This is a genomic window from Streptomyces gamaensis (genome assembly GCF_042656465.1).
Taxonomy (GTDB): Bacteria; Actinomycetota; Actinomycetes; order Streptomycetales; family Streptomycetaceae; genus Streptomyces; species Streptomyces gamaensis.
In genome coordinates this window covers 23,611-40,070 of the sequence record NZ_JBHSPB010000007.1, presented here as the reverse complement: position 1 = coordinate 40,070, position 16,460 = coordinate 23,611, and the positions used below count along the sequence as shown (strand labels likewise).

At 74.4% G+C, this 16,460-nt stretch carries 12 protein-coding genes; 10 read left to right on the top strand and 2 right to left on the bottom strand.

The genetic code is table 11. From position 1 onward, the window contains the following. Positions 1-73 precede the first annotated feature (73 nt). From ACFP1Z_RS13115 to ACFP1Z_RS13095, 5 genes are all read left to right on the top strand, one after another. Positions 74-1,234, top strand: a complete 1,161-nt coding sequence (locus tag ACFP1Z_RS13115; RefSeq protein WP_390316345.1) for an ABC transporter ATP-binding protein — start codon at positions 74-76, stop codon at positions 1,232-1,234. Further along, positions 1,231-2,172, top strand: a complete 942-nt coding sequence (locus ACFP1Z_RS13110) for an ABC transporter permease (RefSeq protein WP_390316344.1) — start codon at positions 1,231-1,233, stop codon at positions 2,170-2,172. Before ACFP1Z_RS13115 ends, ACFP1Z_RS13110 begins: the two co-directional genes overlap by 4 nt. Further along, complete coding sequence (locus ACFP1Z_RS13105) at positions 2,172-2,969, top strand: ABC transporter permease (protein WP_390316343.1); 798 nt, start codon at positions 2,172-2,174, stop codon at positions 2,967-2,969. Before ACFP1Z_RS13110 ends, ACFP1Z_RS13105 begins: the two co-directional genes overlap by 1 nt. A gap of 4 nt (positions 2,970-2,973) precedes the next feature. Then, positions 2,974-4,410, top strand: coding sequence for an NAD(P)/FAD-dependent oxidoreductase (locus ACFP1Z_RS13100; protein ID WP_390316342.1), 1,437 nt, complete (start codon positions 2,974-2,976; stop codon positions 4,408-4,410). 130 nt (positions 4,411-4,540) lie between these two features. After that, complete coding sequence (locus ACFP1Z_RS13095; protein WP_390316341.1) at positions 4,541-5,002, top strand: hypothetical protein; 462 nt, start codon at positions 4,541-4,543, stop codon at positions 5,000-5,002. Here the strand turns inward: ACFP1Z_RS13095 and ACFP1Z_RS13090 are convergent. After that, positions 4,929-5,615, bottom strand: coding sequence for a phosphatase PAP2 family protein (locus ACFP1Z_RS13090; RefSeq protein WP_390316340.1), 687 nt, complete (start codon positions 5,613-5,615; stop codon positions 4,929-4,931). The genes ACFP1Z_RS13095 and ACFP1Z_RS13090 overlap by 74 nt on opposite strands. 361 nt (positions 5,616-5,976) lie before the next feature. Beyond that, positions 5,977-7,326: a 4-aminobutyrate--2-oxoglutarate transaminase gene (gabT, locus tag ACFP1Z_RS13085; RefSeq protein ID WP_390316339.1), complete on the bottom strand. Its 1,350-nt coding sequence runs from the start codon at positions 7,324-7,326 to the stop codon at positions 5,977-5,979. 348 nt (positions 7,327-7,674) lie between these two features. Here gabT and ACFP1Z_RS13080 point away from each other — a divergent pair, with 348 nt between their 5' ends. The 5 genes from ACFP1Z_RS13080 (at position 7,675) to ACFP1Z_RS13060 (ending at position 16,431) form a co-directional block, all read left to right on the top strand. Beyond that, complete coding sequence (locus ACFP1Z_RS13080) at positions 7,675-9,798, top strand: type IV secretory system conjugative DNA transfer family protein (RefSeq protein ID WP_390316338.1); 2,124 nt, start codon at positions 7,675-7,677, stop codon at positions 9,796-9,798. A 135-nt stretch (positions 9,799-9,933) separates the two neighbouring features. Then, positions 9,934-11,586 carry a PucR family transcriptional regulator gene (locus ACFP1Z_RS13075; protein WP_390316337.1) on the top strand — a complete coding sequence of 551 codons (1,653 nt, stop codon included), beginning with the start codon at positions 9,934-9,936 and terminating at the stop codon, positions 11,584-11,586. Positions 11,587-11,734: 148 nt separating this feature from the next. Further along, complete coding sequence (locus tag ACFP1Z_RS13070; protein ID WP_390316336.1) at positions 11,735-13,216, top strand: aldehyde dehydrogenase family protein; 1,482 nt, start codon at positions 11,735-11,737, stop codon at positions 13,214-13,216. 186 nt (positions 13,217-13,402) lie between these two features. Further along, the gene (locus tag ACFP1Z_RS13065) at positions 13,403-14,368 is read left to right on the top strand and encodes an NADP-dependent oxidoreductase (protein WP_390316335.1); all 966 of its coding nucleotides are present in this window, start codon (positions 13,403-13,405) and stop codon (positions 14,366-14,368) included. A gap of 128 nt (positions 14,369-14,496) precedes the next feature. Continuing rightward, positions 14,497-16,431, top strand: coding sequence for an acyl-CoA dehydrogenase family protein (locus ACFP1Z_RS13060; RefSeq protein ID WP_390316333.1), 1,935 nt, complete (start codon positions 14,497-14,499; stop codon positions 16,429-16,431). The last annotated feature ends 29 nt before the right edge of the window (positions 16,432-16,460 follow it).

Here is a 16,460-nt window from a genome sequence, read left to right as displayed (position 1 = left end):
GAACGTACGCGGCGGTACGTCCCGTACGCCCCGTCCGTGCTCACCCCCCGACCCCCCTGGACTGCGAAGACCCATGACAGCAACAGCCCCCGCCGCGAGCAGCGGCACGGACGTCCGCCTGAACCGCATCAGCAAGAGCTACGGCGCCTTCACCGCCGTCCACCCGCTCGACCTGACCGTGCCCGCGGGCTCCTTCTTCGCACTGCTCGGCGCGTCCGGCTGCGGCAAGACCACCACGCTGCGCATGATCGCCGGTCTGGAGGCCCCCACCACCGGCACCGTCGAACTCGCCGGCCGGGACGTCACCGCCCTGCCCCCCTACAAACGGCCCGTCAACACCGTCTTCCAGAGCTACGCGCTCTTCCCGCACCTCGACATCCACGAGAACGTCGCCTTCGGGCTGCGCCGCCGCGGCGTGAAGTCGGTGGCGGGGCAGGTCGGCGAGATGCTCGACCTCGTCCAGCTCGGCGAGTACGCGCGCCGCAAGCCCCACCAGCTCTCCGGCGGGCAGCAGCAGCGCGTCGCCCTCGCCCGCGCCCTGATCAACCACCCGCAGGTGCTGCTCCTCGACGAACCGCTCGGCGCCCTCGATCTGAAGCTGCGCCGCCAGATGCAGCTGGAGCTCAAGCGCATCCAGACCGAGGTCGGCATCACCTTCGTGCACGTCACCCACGACCAGGAAGAGGCGATGACCATGGCCGACACCGTCGCCGTGATGAACGCCGGCCGCGTCGAGCAGCTCGGCGCCCCCGCCGAGCTCTACGAGACCCCGCGCACCACCTTCGTCGCCAACTTCCTCGGCACCTCCAACCTCATCACCGCCGACGTCCTCGACACCACCGGCGAGACCCTCGTGCTGCGCGCCGCCGACACCAAACTCGCGCTGCCCAGGGCCCGATGTACAGCCGCCGCCCGCACGGGCGGCAGGCTCACCCTCGGCATACGGCCCGAGAAGATCACCCTCACCCACGCCGACGACGCCTCCGCCGTTCCCGGGGGCCGCAACCAGGTGCGCGGCCGCATCACCGGCGCCGGCTTCATCGGCGTGTCCACCCAGTACCTCGTCGACAGCCCCGTGGGCACCGGTCTGTCCGTCTACGAGCAGAACATCGAGCGCGACGCCCGGCTCGTGCCCGGCGCCGAGGTGATCCTGCACTGGAACCCCGGCCACGGCTTCGGACTGGACGCCGCGCAGAGCCTGGAGGCGGGAACGGACACGGGAGAAGGCACGTGAACGCACTCACCACCCCCCGCGCCGACGAACCCCCCGCCGCTGCCGCGCCCGGCCCGGCCGCCCGCGCCGCCGTCCGCCGCGGAAAACTCGTCCCTTATTGGCTGCTGCTCCCCGGCATCCTCTGGCTCCTGCTCTTCTTCGCCGCACCGCTGGTCTACCAGGCGTCCACCTCGGTGCAGACCGGCTCCCTCGAAGAGGGCTTCAGCGTCACCTGGCACTTCGCGACCTACGCGGACGCGCTGCGCGAGTACTGGCCGCAGTTCCTGCGCTCCGTCGGCTACGCCGCCACCGCCACCGTGCTGTGCCTGGCCCTCGGCTACCCGCTCGCCTATCTGATCGCCTTCCGGGCGGGACGCTGGCGCAATCTGCTGATGATCCTGGTCATCGCCCCGTTCTTCACCAGCTTCCTGATCCGCACCCTCGCCTGGAAGACGATCCTGGCCGACAACGGCCCCGTCGTCTCCGCGCTCGACAGCCTGCACTTGTTCGACGTGACGAGCACGCTCGGCATCACCGAGGGGCACCGGGTCCTCGCCACCCCGCTCGCCGTCGTGTGCGGGCTGACGTACAACTTCCTGCCGTTCATGATCCTGCCGCTGTACACCTCGCTGGAACGCATCGACCCCCGGCTGCACGAGGCGGCGGGCGATCTGTACGCCCGGCCGCTGACCACCTTCCGCCGGGTGACCTTCCCGCTGTCCCTGCCCGGCGTCGTCGCCGGCACCCTGCTGACCTTCATCCCCGCCTGCGGCGACTACATCAACGCCGAACTGCTCGGCTCCACGGACCAGAAGATGATCGGCAACGTCATCCAGTCGCAGTTCCTGCGCGTCCTGGACTATCCGACCGCCGCCGCCCTCTCCTTCCTCCTCATGGCCGCCATCCTCGCCATGGTCACCGTCTACATCCGCCGCTCCGGGACGGAGGAGCTCGTCTGATGCGCACCCTGACGCGCTTCCTGCGCCGCAACCTCGTGGTGATCGCGGGCCTTTGCACGCTCGCGTATCTGCTGCTGCCCAACGTCATCGTGACGGTCTTCTCGTTCAACAAGCCCAACGGGCGCTTCAACTACGAGTGGCAGCGTTTCTCCACCGACGCCTGGACGCATCCGTGCGGCGTCGCCGACCTGTGCGGTTCGCTCTCGCTCAGCCTGCGCGTCGCGCTGTGGGCCACGCTCGGCGCCACCGTCCTCGGCACCATGATCGCCTTCGCGCTGGCCCGCTACCGCTTCCGCGCCCGCGGGGCCGTCAGCACGCTGATCTTCCTTCCGATGGCCATGCCCGAGGTCGTCATGGCGGCCTCACTGGCCACGCTGTTCCTCAACATGGGGGTGGGCTTCGGCTTCTGGACCATCCTCATCGCCCACATCATGTTCTGCCTGAGCTTCGTGGTGACGGCCGTCAAGGCGCGTGTAATGAGCATGGACCCGCGCCTGGAGGCCGCCGCGCAGGATCTGTACGCCACTCCGCTGCAGACCTTCCTGCGGGTCACGCTGCCGATCGCGGCCCCCGGCATCGTGGCCGGCGCCCTGCTGTCCTTCGCCCTGTCCTTCGACGACTTCATCATCACGAACTTCAACGCCGGTTCGACTGTGACTTTCCCCATGTTCGTGTGGGGAGCCGCACAACGAGGCACACCCGTTCAGATCAATGTCATCGGAACGGCGATGTTCGCCATCGCCGTGCTGTGCGTCCTCGCCGGCAGACTCGTCGGCGGGCGCCGGAAAAGGAGCTGAGAGCATGGCCGGCAGAGCCATGGACCGTGACCGAGCGCACCACGAACTCTCCCGCCGGGCACTGGCCGACGCGGCCCCCCGCCCGTACTGGCTCGACGACCCCGGCCGGCCGGCCGCCCTCCCCGCCCTCGTCGGCGACGAGACCTGCGACCTCCTGGTCGTCGGCGGCGGCTTCAGCGGACTGTGGACCGCGCTGCGGGCCAAGGAACGCGATCCCGGCCGTGACGTCGTCCTCATAGAGGCCCGCGAGTGCGGCTGGGCCGCCTCCGGCCGCAACGGCGGCTTCTGCTCCGCCTCCCTGACCCACGGCTGGGCCAACGGACAGGCCCGCTGGCCGCGGGAGTTCACCACCCTGCACGAGATGGGCCTGCGCAACCTCGACGGGATCGAGGCCACCCTCGCCCGCCACGGCATCGACTGCGACTTCGAGCGCACCGGCGAGATCGACATCGCCACCGCCCCGCACCAGGTCGCCGAACTGCGCGAGTCCGCCGACGAACTCGCCGCCCTCGGCGTGAGCGGCTACGAGTTCCTCGACCAGGACCGGCTGCGCGCCGAGGTGCGCTCCCCGACCTTCCTCGCCGGACTGTGGGACCGCGATGGCGTCGCCATGCTCGACCCGGCCCGGCTCGCCTGGGGGCTCAAGCGCGCCTGCCGCGAACTGGGCGTGCGCGTCTACGAGAACACCCCCGGCACCGCGCTCGCCGAACAGGGCGCGGGCACCGCCGTCCGCACCCCCTACGGGCGTGTCTTCGCCCGCCGCACCGCCCTGGGCACCAACGCCTTCCCCTCCCTGGTGCGGCGCGTCCGCCCGTACATCGCCCCCGTCTACGACTACGCGCTGATGACCGAACCGCTCAGCGCCGAGCAGCGCGAGGCCCTCGGCTGGCGGCGGCGGCAGGGCCTGGGCGACGCCGCCAACCACTTCCACTACTTCCGCATCACCCGCGACCACCGTGTCCTGTGGGGCGGTTACGACATCGTCTACCACTTCGGCGGCGGCGTCCGCTCCGAGTACGAGCACCATCCGGCCACCTACGAGAAGCTCGCCGAGCACTTCTTCCGCTGCTTCCCGCAGCTGGAGGGCGTGCGCTTCACGCACAGCTGGGGCGGCGCCATCGACACCTGCTCGCGCTTCTCGGCGTTCTTCGGCACCGCGCTCGGCGGCCGCGCCGCCTACGCCCTCGGCTACACGGGGCTCGGTGTCGGCGCCTCCCGCTTCGGCGCGGACGTCATGCTCGACCTGCTCGCCGGCGCGTACACCGAGCGCACCGCGCTGGAGATGGTCCGCTCACGGCCGCTGCCCTTCCCGCCGGAGCCGGTGCGCTCACTCGGGATCGGCATCACCCAGTGGTCGATGACCCGCGCCGACGAGAACGGCGGCCGCCGCAATCTGTGGCTCAAGGCCATGGACAAGGTCGGCATGGGCTTCGACAGCTGACCCCCGCCCGGCGCGCACGGCCCGCCCCGCGCCGGCGGGCCGCGAAACCCGCGTAAGGACGCGCCTGTACGGCCCTCTCACCCCTGTCCGCCCACAAGGGCGGGCCGGGAGACGGACGGAGGCGCGGGGCATGGGTGACGACGCGGCGGCGAGGGGCGTGCTGGAGTGGCTGGTATCGGCGGCGCCCGATCCCGGCACCTGCCGGCGGGAGTGGGAGCGCAACCCCCTGGGGGTCGCCCTCCTGCCCGCGGGCCGGCTCTGGGACGTCCTGGTCCTGCCGAGCACCCTGGGCTGGCCCACCCTGGAGATCCTCGGCCGCTGCACGGACCGGCTCGGGCCCGTCCTCGCGGACTTCGGCGACAGCCGCGTCGGCTTCTTCGTGCCCCCGGGCACGGCGGCGGGCTGGGTCGCGACCGGGGTACGGGCCGCCGGGGCCGGTACGTGGATCGTCGTCCCGCACCCGGTGCGCGGCGCGAGCGGGGTGCGCTGGATCGTGCCGCCCGACGGGACGGGCACCCTCACCGACCCGGCGCTGCTGGAGTGGTCGATGCACGAGGCGGCCGCGGGCCGCGCGGGGCACGGGCCCGCGTGAGGACGCGGGCCACGGCCCACAGCAGGACGCCCGCCAGGCACCAGCTGCCCAGCACGTCCAGCGGCCAGTGGTAGCCACGGCGCACCAGGCCGGCGCCCACGCCGATGTTCACCACCGCGCAGCCGGCCGCCACCACCGCGCGCAGGCGGCCGGAGGGGCGCCCGTACGCCAGCAGCAGCGCGGCGGCCCCGTAGGCGACCGCCGCGGTGGCCGCGTGCCCGGAGGGGAAGAAACCGGCGGGCACGCCCGCCATCGGCGGCGGGCCGGGCCGGGCGATCCACAGCTTCAGCGGGACGACCAGCGCGGGGACGGCCGCCATCGCCAGGGCCGCGGCGAGCGGTGCGTGCCAGCGCGGCGCGTGGCACGGTCGCCACAGTGCCCACAGGGCGGCCAGGACCAGGACGGGTACGGCCACCGTGGCGTTGCCGAGGTCGGCGAGGAACTGGGCGACGCCCGGCGGGAGTCCGGGGACGCCGTCGGTGACGGCGGTCCGTCCGAGGCGTTCGTCAGCGGTGCGCAGGGGGCCGTGCACGGAGATCTGCCAGGTGAGTGCGGCAAAGGCGAGCCCGCTCAGCGCCGGGAGGCCCACCCGGGGGCGGAGCGGCGTGCGCACGCCGCCGCGCCACCTGTGGCTTGCCGCGGGAGCGGCCGTCGTGGCCGGCGGCCCCGGAACAGGGGGGGAGGTTCCGAGGCCGCCGCCTCGACCGGTGGGCCGCGCGCCCCGGGGGGGTTGGGACGGGCGGTCGTCCGGCCGGTGAGGATGTCCGGAGCCGTCGGCTCCAGCGGTGTGCGCGAAGGCACGGCCGGGCCGGACTTGGGGAGTTACCGGCGCGGCGCTGTCCGCGGTCTCCCGCGGGCGAGGTGTTTCACTCATCTGCAGAAACCGTACGGCAGGCCGGGGCGGGACGGACAGTCGGCTCACTCCTCCACCACCCGCCCCGCACAGGTTCTTCACCGGCTCGCGCCCGGGGGGCTCACAGCCCCGCGAACGCCTCCTCGATGATGTCCAGGCCCTCGCCCAGCAGGTCCTCGCCGATGACCAGCGGCGGCAGGAAGCGCAGCACGTTGCCGTAGGTGCCGCAGGTCAGGACGATCAGGCCCGCCGCGTGGCACGCCTTGGCGAGCGCGGCGGCCGCGGCCGCGTTCGGCGTCTTGGAGCCGGACTCCACCAGCTCGACCGCGATCATCGCGCCCCGGCCGCGCACGTCGCCGATGATGTCGTACTTGCCCTGCATCGCGAGCAGGCGGCCCTTCATGACCTCCTCGATGCGCCGGGCCTTCGCGTTCAGGTCCAGCTCGCGCATCGTCTCGATCGCGCCGAGCGCCGCCGCGCACGCCACCGGGTTGCCCCCGTACGTACCGCCGAGGCCCCCCGCGTGCGCCGCGTCCATGATCTCGGCGCGGCCGGTGACGGCGGCGAGCGGCAGACCGCCGGCGATGCCCTTGGCCGTGGTGATCAGGTCGGGGACGACGCCCTCGTCCTCGCACGCGAACCACTGGCCGGTGCGGCAGAAGCCGGACTGGATCTCGTCCGCGACGAAGACGATGCCGTTGTCCTTCGCGAACCGCGCGAGCGCCGGGAGGAAGCCCTTGGCCGGCTCGATGAAGCCGCCCTCGCCGAGCACCGGCTCGATGACGATCGCGGCGACGTTGTCCGCGCCCACCTGCTTGCTGATCATGTCGATGGCCGCGGCGGCGGCCTCGGGGCCGCAGTTCTCCGGGCCGGTGGGCCAGCGGTAGGGGTAGGCGAGCGGGGCGCGGTAGATCTCGGGCGCGAACGGGCCGAAGCCGTGCTTGTACGGCATGTTCTTGGCGGTGAGCGCCATCGTCAGGTTGGTGCGGCCGTGGTAGCCGTGGTCGAAGACGACGACCGCCTGCCGCCTGGTGTACGCGCGGGCGATCTTCACCGCGTTCTCCACGGCCTCGGCGCCCGAGTTGAACAGGGCCGACTTCTTCGCGTGGTCGCCCGGGGTCAGCTCGGCGAGCGCCTCGCAGACCTCCACGTAGCCCTCGTAGGGGGTGACCATGAAACAGGTGTGGGTGAAGTCGGCGAGCTGGGCGGCCGCGCGCCGTACGACGGCCTCGGCGGAGTTGCCGACGGAGGTGACGGCGATGCCCGAGCCGAAGTCGATCAGCGAGTTGCCGTCCACGTCCTCGACGATGCCGCCGCCCGCGCGCCGGGTGAACACCGGCAGCGTCACCCCGACGCCGCCCGCGACCGCGGCGTTCTTGCGGGCCAGCAGTTCCTGGGACTTGGGGCCGGGGATCGCGGTGACGACGCGGCGCTCCTGGGGGAGGGCCGGGCCTCCGGTCAGTTCGCTCATGAGGGGGCTCCAGGGGAATAGCGGGGCGGGACGGGAGGGGGCTAGCAGGGCGGGACGGGGACGGTCCGGGGAGACGACCGCGTCGCCCGGCCACCGGCTCACTCGGGTTCACTTCGCAGGCTAGGGGCGGGGGAGGGGGACCGGCATGTTCCGATCAGGAGAAGTGGGCGGGGCGGGTTGTCCGTGGCGGACATGGTGCGGGTGCGGCGCGGCCGCGACCGGAGCCCCCGGGACCCCGGTCGGGTGGACGGGCGAGGCCGTGAACTCACCGGCCGCCCGCACTACATTGAGGCGCGACGAGAGTCGGTGGAGTTCCGGTTGGGGTTTCGGCGGGGGCAAGGGGCGGCAATGGAGTACGACGGTACGCACGACGCGCGGCACGACCGCGGGACGGTGCCGGAGATGCCCGCCGTTCCGCCCCCTCCCGTTCCCCCCGCCCCCGGGCAGTCCCCGTTCCTCCAGTGGCTGCGGGCGCCGCGCCCCGAGGCCGGGGCCGGGATCTGGCGGCACGGCCACCGGCCGCGGCCGGCCGAGGAGCCGGACCGGATCCCGGGGCGGCAGCTGATCGGCGGGGCCGTCATCTCCCTGCTGTGCGCGTGGCTGCTGGGCTCGCTCGCGTGGAACGGCTACCTGGGGCCGTACTGGCTGTGGCCCCTGACCGTGCTGGCCCCCGACTCCTGGCTGGACGGCAGTGGCATGGGCCCGGTGTGGACCGCCTACGGCTACTACGCGATCTGCCTGGGCCTGCTCGTCACCGTCTTCGGCCGGCTCGGGCGCTGGCCGCAGGTCTGGCGCCGGTACGCCGTACCGCAGCTGCGCAGGCTGTGGGACGACGGCGGTATCCCGCGGCAGGCCGTCCCGGCGGCGCACGAGGACCCCGCCGACTGGCCCCGGCTGCGGGCCCGCGGCGCGCACGCCGCCGCCGACCGGCTCGCCGCGGACGCCCGCCACGGGCTGATGAACGACGTCGACCACGCCCGGATCGCCCACATCTGGCAGTCTTCGTCCCAACACCCGGACGCCGCCGCCGAGTTCACCGACACGGTGCTGCGGTACGGCGCGGCCGCCTACGTCCACCCTTCCGGGGCGCGCGACGTGCCCGTCCGCGCCCCGGGAGCGCACGACCTGCTCACCCGGCAGGTGCGGATCGGCACGGCCGCCGACGACCCCCGCAACCCTTACGGGCACCGGGGCGCGGGCGCCGCCCTCGACCCCGGGCTGCTGGGCACCTCGCTGCTCGCCGTCGGCCCGGCCGGCTGCGGCAAGACGGACCGGCTGGTGCGGCCCGTGGTGCAGTCCCTGTGCCTCCAGGCGCTCGCGCGGCGGGCCGCCGTCGTCGCGGTCGGCGCGGCGGGCGCGGGCCTCGCCCCGGACGCGGCCTTCGACGTCGTGGTGCGGCTGGGCCGGGCCGACTCCACCCACGGCCTCGACCTGTACGGCGGCACCGACGACCCGGACGAGGCCGCCGCGGTCCTCGCCGAGGGCCTCGTCGGCGACCTCGCCCCCGGACTGCCGGACGGGGACGGGCGGCGGGCCGCGACCGCGCTCGCCCAGCTGCTGGGCCCCTACCGCGCGGTCCACGGCCGCTTCCCGGGCGTGCCCGAGCTGCGCGAGCTCCTCGACGGCTCGCCCGCCGCCCTGGCCGCCCTGCGCGGCGGCCTCGCGGCCGCCGGGCACGAGGCGCTGGCCCGCGAACTCGACGCCAGGCAGCGGCAGTCGGGGCGCCCCGGCGACCCCGGGCCCCTGCTCGCCGACCGGCTCGCCCTCCTGGACCGGCCCGCCTTCGCCCGCTCCTTCGACGCCTCCGACGGCCGCGCCTTCTCCTTCCGCGGTCTCGAACACCCGCTGCGGGTGCGTATCGACCTGCCCGAGCGCGGGCACGCCGAGGCCTCGCGGATGCTGGCGCGGCTCGTGCTCGCCCAGTTCACCGAGGCGGTCGCCGGCCGGGGCGAGCGTTCCCTGTTCGCCTGTCTGGTCCTCGACGACGCCACGCGCGCCGTCACCCCCGAGACCGTGCGCGGCCTGGGCCGGCTGCGCTCCGCCAACGCCGGTGCCCTGCTCACCCTGCGCGCGCTCGACGACGTCCCCGAGGCGCTGCGCGGCCCGCTGCTCGGCGCGGTCGGCTGCCGGATGGCCTTCGCCGGGGTGACCACCTGGGACGGGACGCTCTTCGCGGAGGTGTGGGGCAAGGAGTGGGTCGAGACCCGGGATGTGACGGATCGTCAGGTCATTGCGCACGAACCGGTCACCCGCGCCACGCACGTCCTGCGCCGGCTGGTCACCGGGCGTGCCGTGACCGCCCAGTCGGTGACCGTCCGCAGGGTGGAGCGGGAGCGCTGGTCGGCCTCCGAGCTCGCGACGCTGCCCGCCGGGCACGCCGTGCTCTCCGTGCAGTCCGTACGGGGCGGGGGGGCGCCGCCGGTCCTCGTCGACCTGCGCGGGCGCGCGGACGGCTCCGTACCCCTGGAGTAGCCGCCGCGGGCGTTCCGTACCGTGTGAACCGGTACGCGTACCCCGGGAATCCGCCGCTGGGGCAGAATCGGGAACGGCCGTTCATACGGGACGGCGCATTCCCATGCCCCACACCGTGCGCTCCCCGAAGGTGCCATGCCTCTGACCCTCGCCTCCCTCGTCCACCACTCCGCGCTCAAGCTCGTCGTGCGCGCCGGAGCGGACCGGCTGGACACCCCCGTGCGCTGGGCCCACGTCAGCGAGCTGGCCGACCCGGTGCCGTGGATGGACGGCGGGGAACTGCTGCTGATCACCGCGATGAAGATCGACGCGACCGACCGGGAGGAGATGCGCCGCTACGTGCGCCGGCTCGTCGACGCGGGCGTCGTCGGGCTCGGCTTCGCCGTCGGCGTCACCTACGAGCAGGTGCCCGGCGCGCTCGTCGAGGCGGCCCGGGAAGCGGGCCTGCCGCTGCTGGAGGTGCCGCGCCGCACCCCGTTCCTGGCCATCACCAAGGCGGTCTCCGCGGCCGTCGCCGCCGACCAGTACCGGGCGGTGACCGCCGGCTTCGAGGCGCAGCGCGAACTGACCCGCGCCGCCCTCGCCGAGGGCGGACCGGCCGCACTGCTCAGCCGGCTCGCCACCCATCTGCGGGGCTGGGCCGCCCTCTACGACCCGTCCGGCACGGTCCTCGCGGCCGCCCCCGAGTGGGCCGCGCGCCGCGCCGCCCGGCTCGCCGCCGACGTCGAACGGCTGCGGACCAGGCCCGCGCCCGCCACCGCCGTCGTCGGCCCCGACCCCGGCGACGAGGGCGGCGACCGCGTCGAACTGCACTCCCTCGGCTCCGGCCGGCGCGTGCGGGGCGTCCTCGCCGTCGGCACCGACGCCCCCCTCGGCACCGCCGAGCGCTACGCCGTGCAGTCCGCGATCGCCCTGCTGACCCTCACCACCGAGCGCTCCCGCGCCCTGCAGGACGCCGAGCAGCGGCTGGCGGCCGCCGTGCTGCGCATGCTGCTCGCCGGCGAGCCGGACCACGCGCGGGCCGTCGCGGGCGATTTGTACGGGGGGCTGCTGGACGCGCCGTTCCGGGTGCTGGTGGCGGAAGCGACCGGGGGCGCGGCCGAAGCGGAGACGGCGGCGCCCGGCGACGGGCGGACGCCCCGGGCGCACGACGCGCTCGGCGCCCTCGCCGACGCGGTCGAGACCGCGGCGGGCCGGGCCGCCGAGCCCGTCCTGGCCGTGCCCGACGGGCAGCGCCTGGTCGTCCTCGCGCCCGACGGCGGCGCGGTCGTCGCCGCGTGCGCGGAGCACGCGCGCGCCCTCGCGGCCCGGCGCGGCGCGGAGCGGACCGGGCAGCGCGAGGACCGGGCCCCGGCCCCCGAACTGGCCGTCGGCCTGTCCGCGCCGGCCGGCCCGAGCGCCGCAGCGGCCGCCTTCCGCCAGGCCGGGCAGGCCCTGTCGGTGGCCCGCCGCCGCGGCCGGGTCCTCGTCGAGCACGAGGAGGTCGCGGCCGGCTCCGTCCTGCCGCTCCTGGCCGACGACGCGGTACGGGCCTTCGCCGACGGCCTGCTGCGCGCCCTGCGCGAGCACGACGCCACCGGCCGCGGCGACCTCGTCGCCTCCCTGCGGGCCTGGCTCTCCCGCCACGGCCAGTGGGACGCCGCGGCCGCCGACCTCGGCGTCCACCGCCACACCCTGCGCTACCGCATGCGCCGCGTCGAGGAGATCCTCGGCCGCTCCCTGGACGACCCGGACGTGCGCATGGAGCTGTGGCTGGCCCTGAAGGCGACCTCGACGGGCGGGGACTGAACGGGCTGGAGAGGGACAGCGCCGGCCCGGCCCCGCCAATGCGTAGCGCCCGCCCCCTCCCGCACTCCACCGTGGACAAACGCCGGTGCGGCCCACCGCCCCTACCGTGAAGGGGCACTGTCCCTCATCACTTCGGAAGGCCGGGCCTGTGACTGCTCCCCGCGCGCCCCGTACCCCTGACGAGCCCCGCGCCGTCTCCGCGTTCTGGCCGGCCGGCCGGCAGGCCACCGGCGAGGAGACCTTCGAGGTCACCAACTCCTACGACGGCCGGCTCGTCGGCACCGTGAGCGTGCCCACCCCGGCCCAGGTCGAGCAGGCCGTGGCCGCCGCGCACGCCGTGCGCGAGACCTTCGCGGCGAGCCCCGCGCACGTCCGGGCCGCCGCCCTCGACCACGTCGCGAAGCGGCTGACCGAGCGCACCGAGGAGATCGCCCGGCTGATCTCCGCCGAGAACGGCAAGCCCATCAAGTGGGCGCGCGGCGAGGTCGGCCGCGCCGTCTCCGTCTTCCGCTTCGCCTCCGAGGAGGCCCGCCGCTGGGGCGCCGGGGACGCCCAGCGCCTGGACACCGACGCCGGCGGCACCGGACGCCTGGCGCTCACCCGCCGCTTCCCGCGCGGCCCCGTCCTCGGCATCGCCCCGTTCAACTTCCCGCTCAACCTGGCCGCCCACAAGGTCGCGCCCGCGCTCGCCGTCGGCACCCCGATCGTCCTCAAGCCGGCCCCGGCGACACCCCTGTCCTCGCTCGTCCTCGGCGAGATCCTCGCCGAGACGGAGCTGCCCGAGGGCTCCTGGAGCGTGCTGCCGGTGCCCAACGACCGGATGCCCGCACTCGTGCGGGACGAGCGGCTGCCGGTGATCTCCTTCACCGGCTCGGGCCCCGTCGGCTGGTCGATCCTCGACTCCGTGCCGCGCAAGCACGTCACCCTGGAGCTCGGCGGCAACGGCGCGGCCGTCGTCCTCGCCGACTGGTCCAGCGAGGCGGACCTCGACCACGCCGCGCAGCGCATCGCGACCTTCTCCAACTACCAGGGCGGCCAGTCCTGCATCTCCGTGCAGCGCGTGATCGCCGACGCCTCGGTGTACGACCGGCTGCTGCCCAAGGTCGTCGCCGCCGTCGAGGCCCAGGTCACCGGCGACCCGGCCGACCCGACCACCGACGTCGGCCCGCTGGTCAGTGAGGACGCCGCCCGGCGCGTGGAGTCCTGGGTGGACGAGGCCGTCGCGGCCGGCGCGAAGCTCCTCACCGGCGGCAAGCGCGAGGGCGCCACCTACGCGCCGACCGTGCTCGCGGACGTCCCGGCCGGCGTGACGATCGCCTGCGAGGAGGTTTTCGGCCCGGTCCTGACGATCACCGCCGTCGAGGGGGAGGCCGCCGCGTTCGCCGCCGTCAACGACTCCCCGTACGGCCTGCAGGCGGGCGTGTTCACCCACGACCTGCAGACCGCCTTCCGCGCGCACCGCGCCCTGGAGACCGGCGGCGTGATCATCGGCGACGTGCCCTCCTACCGCGCCGACCAGATGCCCTACGGCGGCGCCAAGCAGTCCGGCGTCGGCCGCGAGGGCGTGCGCTACGCGATGGAGGACTACACCTACGAGCGGGTGCTGGTCCTCTCCGGCCTGGACCTGTAGCCAGGCCGCCGGACACGACGGGCACAGCGGGGCGGCCGGGCGATCCGGCCGCCCCGCCGCTGCCCGCGTGGCCCGATCCTTGCGCACCATGGCATCCGGGCCACTCGTCCGGGGCCGTTCTCTCCGCGAATCTGGGACACACCCCCAGGACAACGGGGCGAATCACCGCGAGGAGAGCGAACCATCATGAACGACACCACCACCCCGGCCCGTATGCGTGCCGTCCGCGCCGAGACCGCCGGAGGCCCCGAGGTGCTCCGCGTCGTCGGGACCGACCGCCCCGCACCGGGGATCGGCGAGGTCCTCGTGCGCGTGCGCGCCGCCGGCGTCAACCCCGTCGACTGGAAGACCCGGCAGCGCGGCTGGTTCTACAGCGGCGAGCAGGCGCCCTTCGTCCTCGGCTACGACGTCTCCGGCGTCGTCGAGGCCGTCGGCGACGGCGTGACCCTCTACGCCCCCGGCGACGAGGTCTACGGCATGCCGCGCTTCCCGCACCCGGCCGGCGCGTACGCCGAGTACGTCACCGCGCCCACCCGGCACTTCGCCCCCAAGCCCCGCGGCCTCGACCACACGCGGGCCGCCGCCCTGCCGCTCGCCGCACTCACCGCCTGGCAGGCGCTCGTCGACACCGCCGGGGTCCGCGAGGGACAGCGCGTCCTGATCCACGCGGCCGCCGGCGGCGTCGGCCACCTGGCCGTGCAGATCGCCAAGGCCCGCGGCGCGTACGTCATCGGCACCGCGAGCGCCGCCAAGCACGACTTCCTGCGCGGCCTGGGCGCCGACGAACTCATCGACTACCGCGAGCGCGACTTCGCCGACGCGGTCCGCGACGTCGACGTCGTCCTGGAGGCGATCGGCGGCGACTACCCGCGGCGCTCCCTGCGCACCCTGCGCCCCGGCGGCTTCCTGGCCGCCCTGCTCACCCTCGACCCGGAGGTCCAGACGGCCGCCCGCGAGCAGGGCGTGCGCGCCGCCCGCGTCGTGGTCGAGCCCGACCTCGCGGGCCTCAAGGCCATCGGCGAACTCGTCGAGTCCGGACGCCTGCACACCGAGATCGCCGCCGTCCTGCCGCTGGAGGACGCCGCGAAGGCCCACGAACTCGGCGAGAGCGGCCGCACCCAGGGCAAGATCGTGCTGACCGTCGGGGAGTGACCGGACGGGCACGGACCGGATCCTTGCGCGAGGGCTGGTAGGGATGTCCGGGATCGGGTACATACGATCGAGTAGCACCGGTCGGTAGTTGCGACCGGTCCGGCCCGACTCACGCGGCGAGGTGCCTGATGACCGCACCATCCGTACGACCGGTCTCCGAACGTGAAGCGCGCCAGGTCGCCGAGGCGGCCCGCGAGCAGGACTGGCGCAAGCCCAGCTTCGCCAAGGAACTCTTCCTCGGCCGGTTCCGGCTCGACCTGATCCACCCCCACCCCACCCCGGCCGCCGAGGACGTCCGGCGCGGCGAGGAGTTCCTCGCCAGGCTGCGCGACTTCTGCGAGCACCACGTCGACCCCGCCCGCATCGAGCGGGAGGCGCGGATTCCCGACGAGACCGTCGCCGGGCTCAAGGAGCTCGGCGCCCTCGGCATGAAGATCGACACCAAGTACGGGGGCCTGGGCCTGACCTCGGTCTACTACAACAAGGCCCTGGCCCTCGTCGGCTCCGTCAGCCCCGCCCTCGGCGCGCTGCTCTCCGCCCACCAGTCCATCGGGGTGCCGCAGCCGCTCAAACTCTTCGGCACCCAGGAGCAGAAGGACGCCTTCCTGCCGCGCTGCGCCCGCACCGACATCTCCGCCTTCCTGCTCACCGAGCCCGACGTCGGCTCCGACCCCGCCCGGCTCGCGACGACCGCCGTCCCCGACGGCGACACTTACGTCCTCGACGGGGTCAAGCTGTGGACCACCAACGGCGTCGTCGCCGACCTGCTCGTGGTCATGGCCCGGGTGCCCCGCAGCGAGGGCCACAAGGGCGGCATCACCGCCTTCGTCGTCGAGGCCGACGCCGAGGGCATCACCGTCGAGAACCGCAACGCCTTCATGGGCCTGCGCGGCCTGGAGAACGGCGTCACCCGCTTCCACCGGGTGCGGGTGCCCGCCGCGAACCGCGTCGGCCCCGAGGGCGCCGGCCTGAAGATCGCGCTGACCACGCTCAACACCGGCCGGCTGTCGATCCCCGCGATGTGCGTCGCGGGCGGCAAGTGGGCCCTGAAGATCGCCCGCGAGTGGTCCACCGCCCGGGAGCAGTGGGGCAAGTCCATCGCCCGGCACGAGGCGGTCGGCTCGAAGATCTCCTTCATCGCGGCGACCACCTTCGCCCTGGAGGCCGTCCTCGACCTGTCCGCGCAGATGGCCGACGAGGACCGCAACGACATCCGTATCGAGGCCGCGCTCGCCAAGCTCTACTCCAGCGAGATGGCCTGGCTGATGACCGACGAACTGGTGCAGATCCGCGGCGGCCGCGGCTACGAGAGCGCCGCCTCCCTCGCCGCCCGCGGCGAACGCGCCGTGCCCGCCGAGCAGATGCTGCGCGACGCGCGCATCAACCGCATCTTCGAGGGCTCCACCGAGATCATGCACCTGCTCATCGCCCGCGAGGCCGTCGACGCCCACCTCTCCGTCGCCGGCGACCTGATCGATCCGGACAGGACCCTCGGCGAGAAGGCACGGGCCGGCGCGAAGGCGGGCGGCTTCTACGCCCGCTGGCTGCCCACCCTCGTCGCGGGCCCCGGCGCCCTGCCGCGCGCGTACGCCGAGTTCCACCCGGCAGGCCACCGCGACCTGTCCGGGCACCTGCGCTACGTCGAGCGCGCCGCGCGCCGGCTGGCCCGCTCCACCTTCTACGGCATGTCCCGCTGGCAGGGCCGCATGGAGACCAAGCAGGGCTTCCTCGGGCGGATCGTGGACATCGGCGCCGAACTGTTCGCGATGAGCGCCGCGTGCGTACGGGCCGAGCACCTGCGGGTCACCGGCGCGCACGGCGGCGAGGCCTACCAGCTCGCGGACGCCTTCTGCCGGCAGGCCCGCATCCGCGTCGACGAGTTGTTCCAGCGGCTGTGGACCAACACCGACGAGCTCGACCGCAAGGTCGTCTCCGGGGTCCTGGGCGGGGCGTACACCTGGCTGGAGGCCGGCATCGTCGACCCCAGCGGCGACGGCCCCTGGATCGCCGACTCCACCCCGGGCCCCGCCAGGACGGAGAACGTCCACCGCACCCTGCGCTGAGGGCGGCGGGCGGGGCGACGCGGGGCCTG

What these genes read in the sequence shown, in the direction of transcription:
- gabT (WP_390316339.1), bottom strand. Translation starts at nt 7,326, where the DNA reads ATGAGCGAACTGACCGGAGGCCCGGCCCTCCCCCAGGAGCGCCGCGTC.
- ACFP1Z_RS13100 (WP_390316342.1), top strand. Translation starts at nt 2,974, where the DNA reads ATGGCCGGCAGAGCCATGGACCGTGACCGAGCGCACCACGAACTCTCC.
- ACFP1Z_RS13115 (WP_390316345.1), top strand. Translation starts at nt 74, where the DNA reads ATGACAGCAACAGCCCCCGCCGCGAGCAGCGGCACGGACGTCCGCCTG.
- ACFP1Z_RS13065 (WP_390316335.1), top strand. Translation starts at nt 13,403, where the DNA reads ATGAACGACACCACCACCCCGGCCCGTATGCGTGCCGTCCGCGCCGAG.
- ACFP1Z_RS13095 (WP_390316341.1), top strand. Translation starts at nt 4,541, where the DNA reads ATGGGTGACGACGCGGCGGCGAGGGGCGTGCTGGAGTGGCTGGTATCG.
- ACFP1Z_RS13105 (WP_390316343.1), top strand. Translation starts at nt 2,172, where the DNA reads ATGCGCACCCTGACGCGCTTCCTGCGCCGCAACCTCGTGGTGATCGCG.
- ACFP1Z_RS13075 (WP_390316337.1), top strand. Translation starts at nt 9,934, where the DNA reads ATGCCTCTGACCCTCGCCTCCCTCGTCCACCACTCCGCGCTCAAGCTC.
- ACFP1Z_RS13060 (WP_390316333.1), top strand. Translation starts at nt 14,497, where the DNA reads ATGACCGCACCATCCGTACGACCGGTCTCCGAACGTGAAGCGCGCCAG.
- ACFP1Z_RS13080 (WP_390316338.1), top strand. Translation starts at nt 7,675, where the DNA reads ATGGAGTACGACGGTACGCACGACGCGCGGCACGACCGCGGGACGGTG.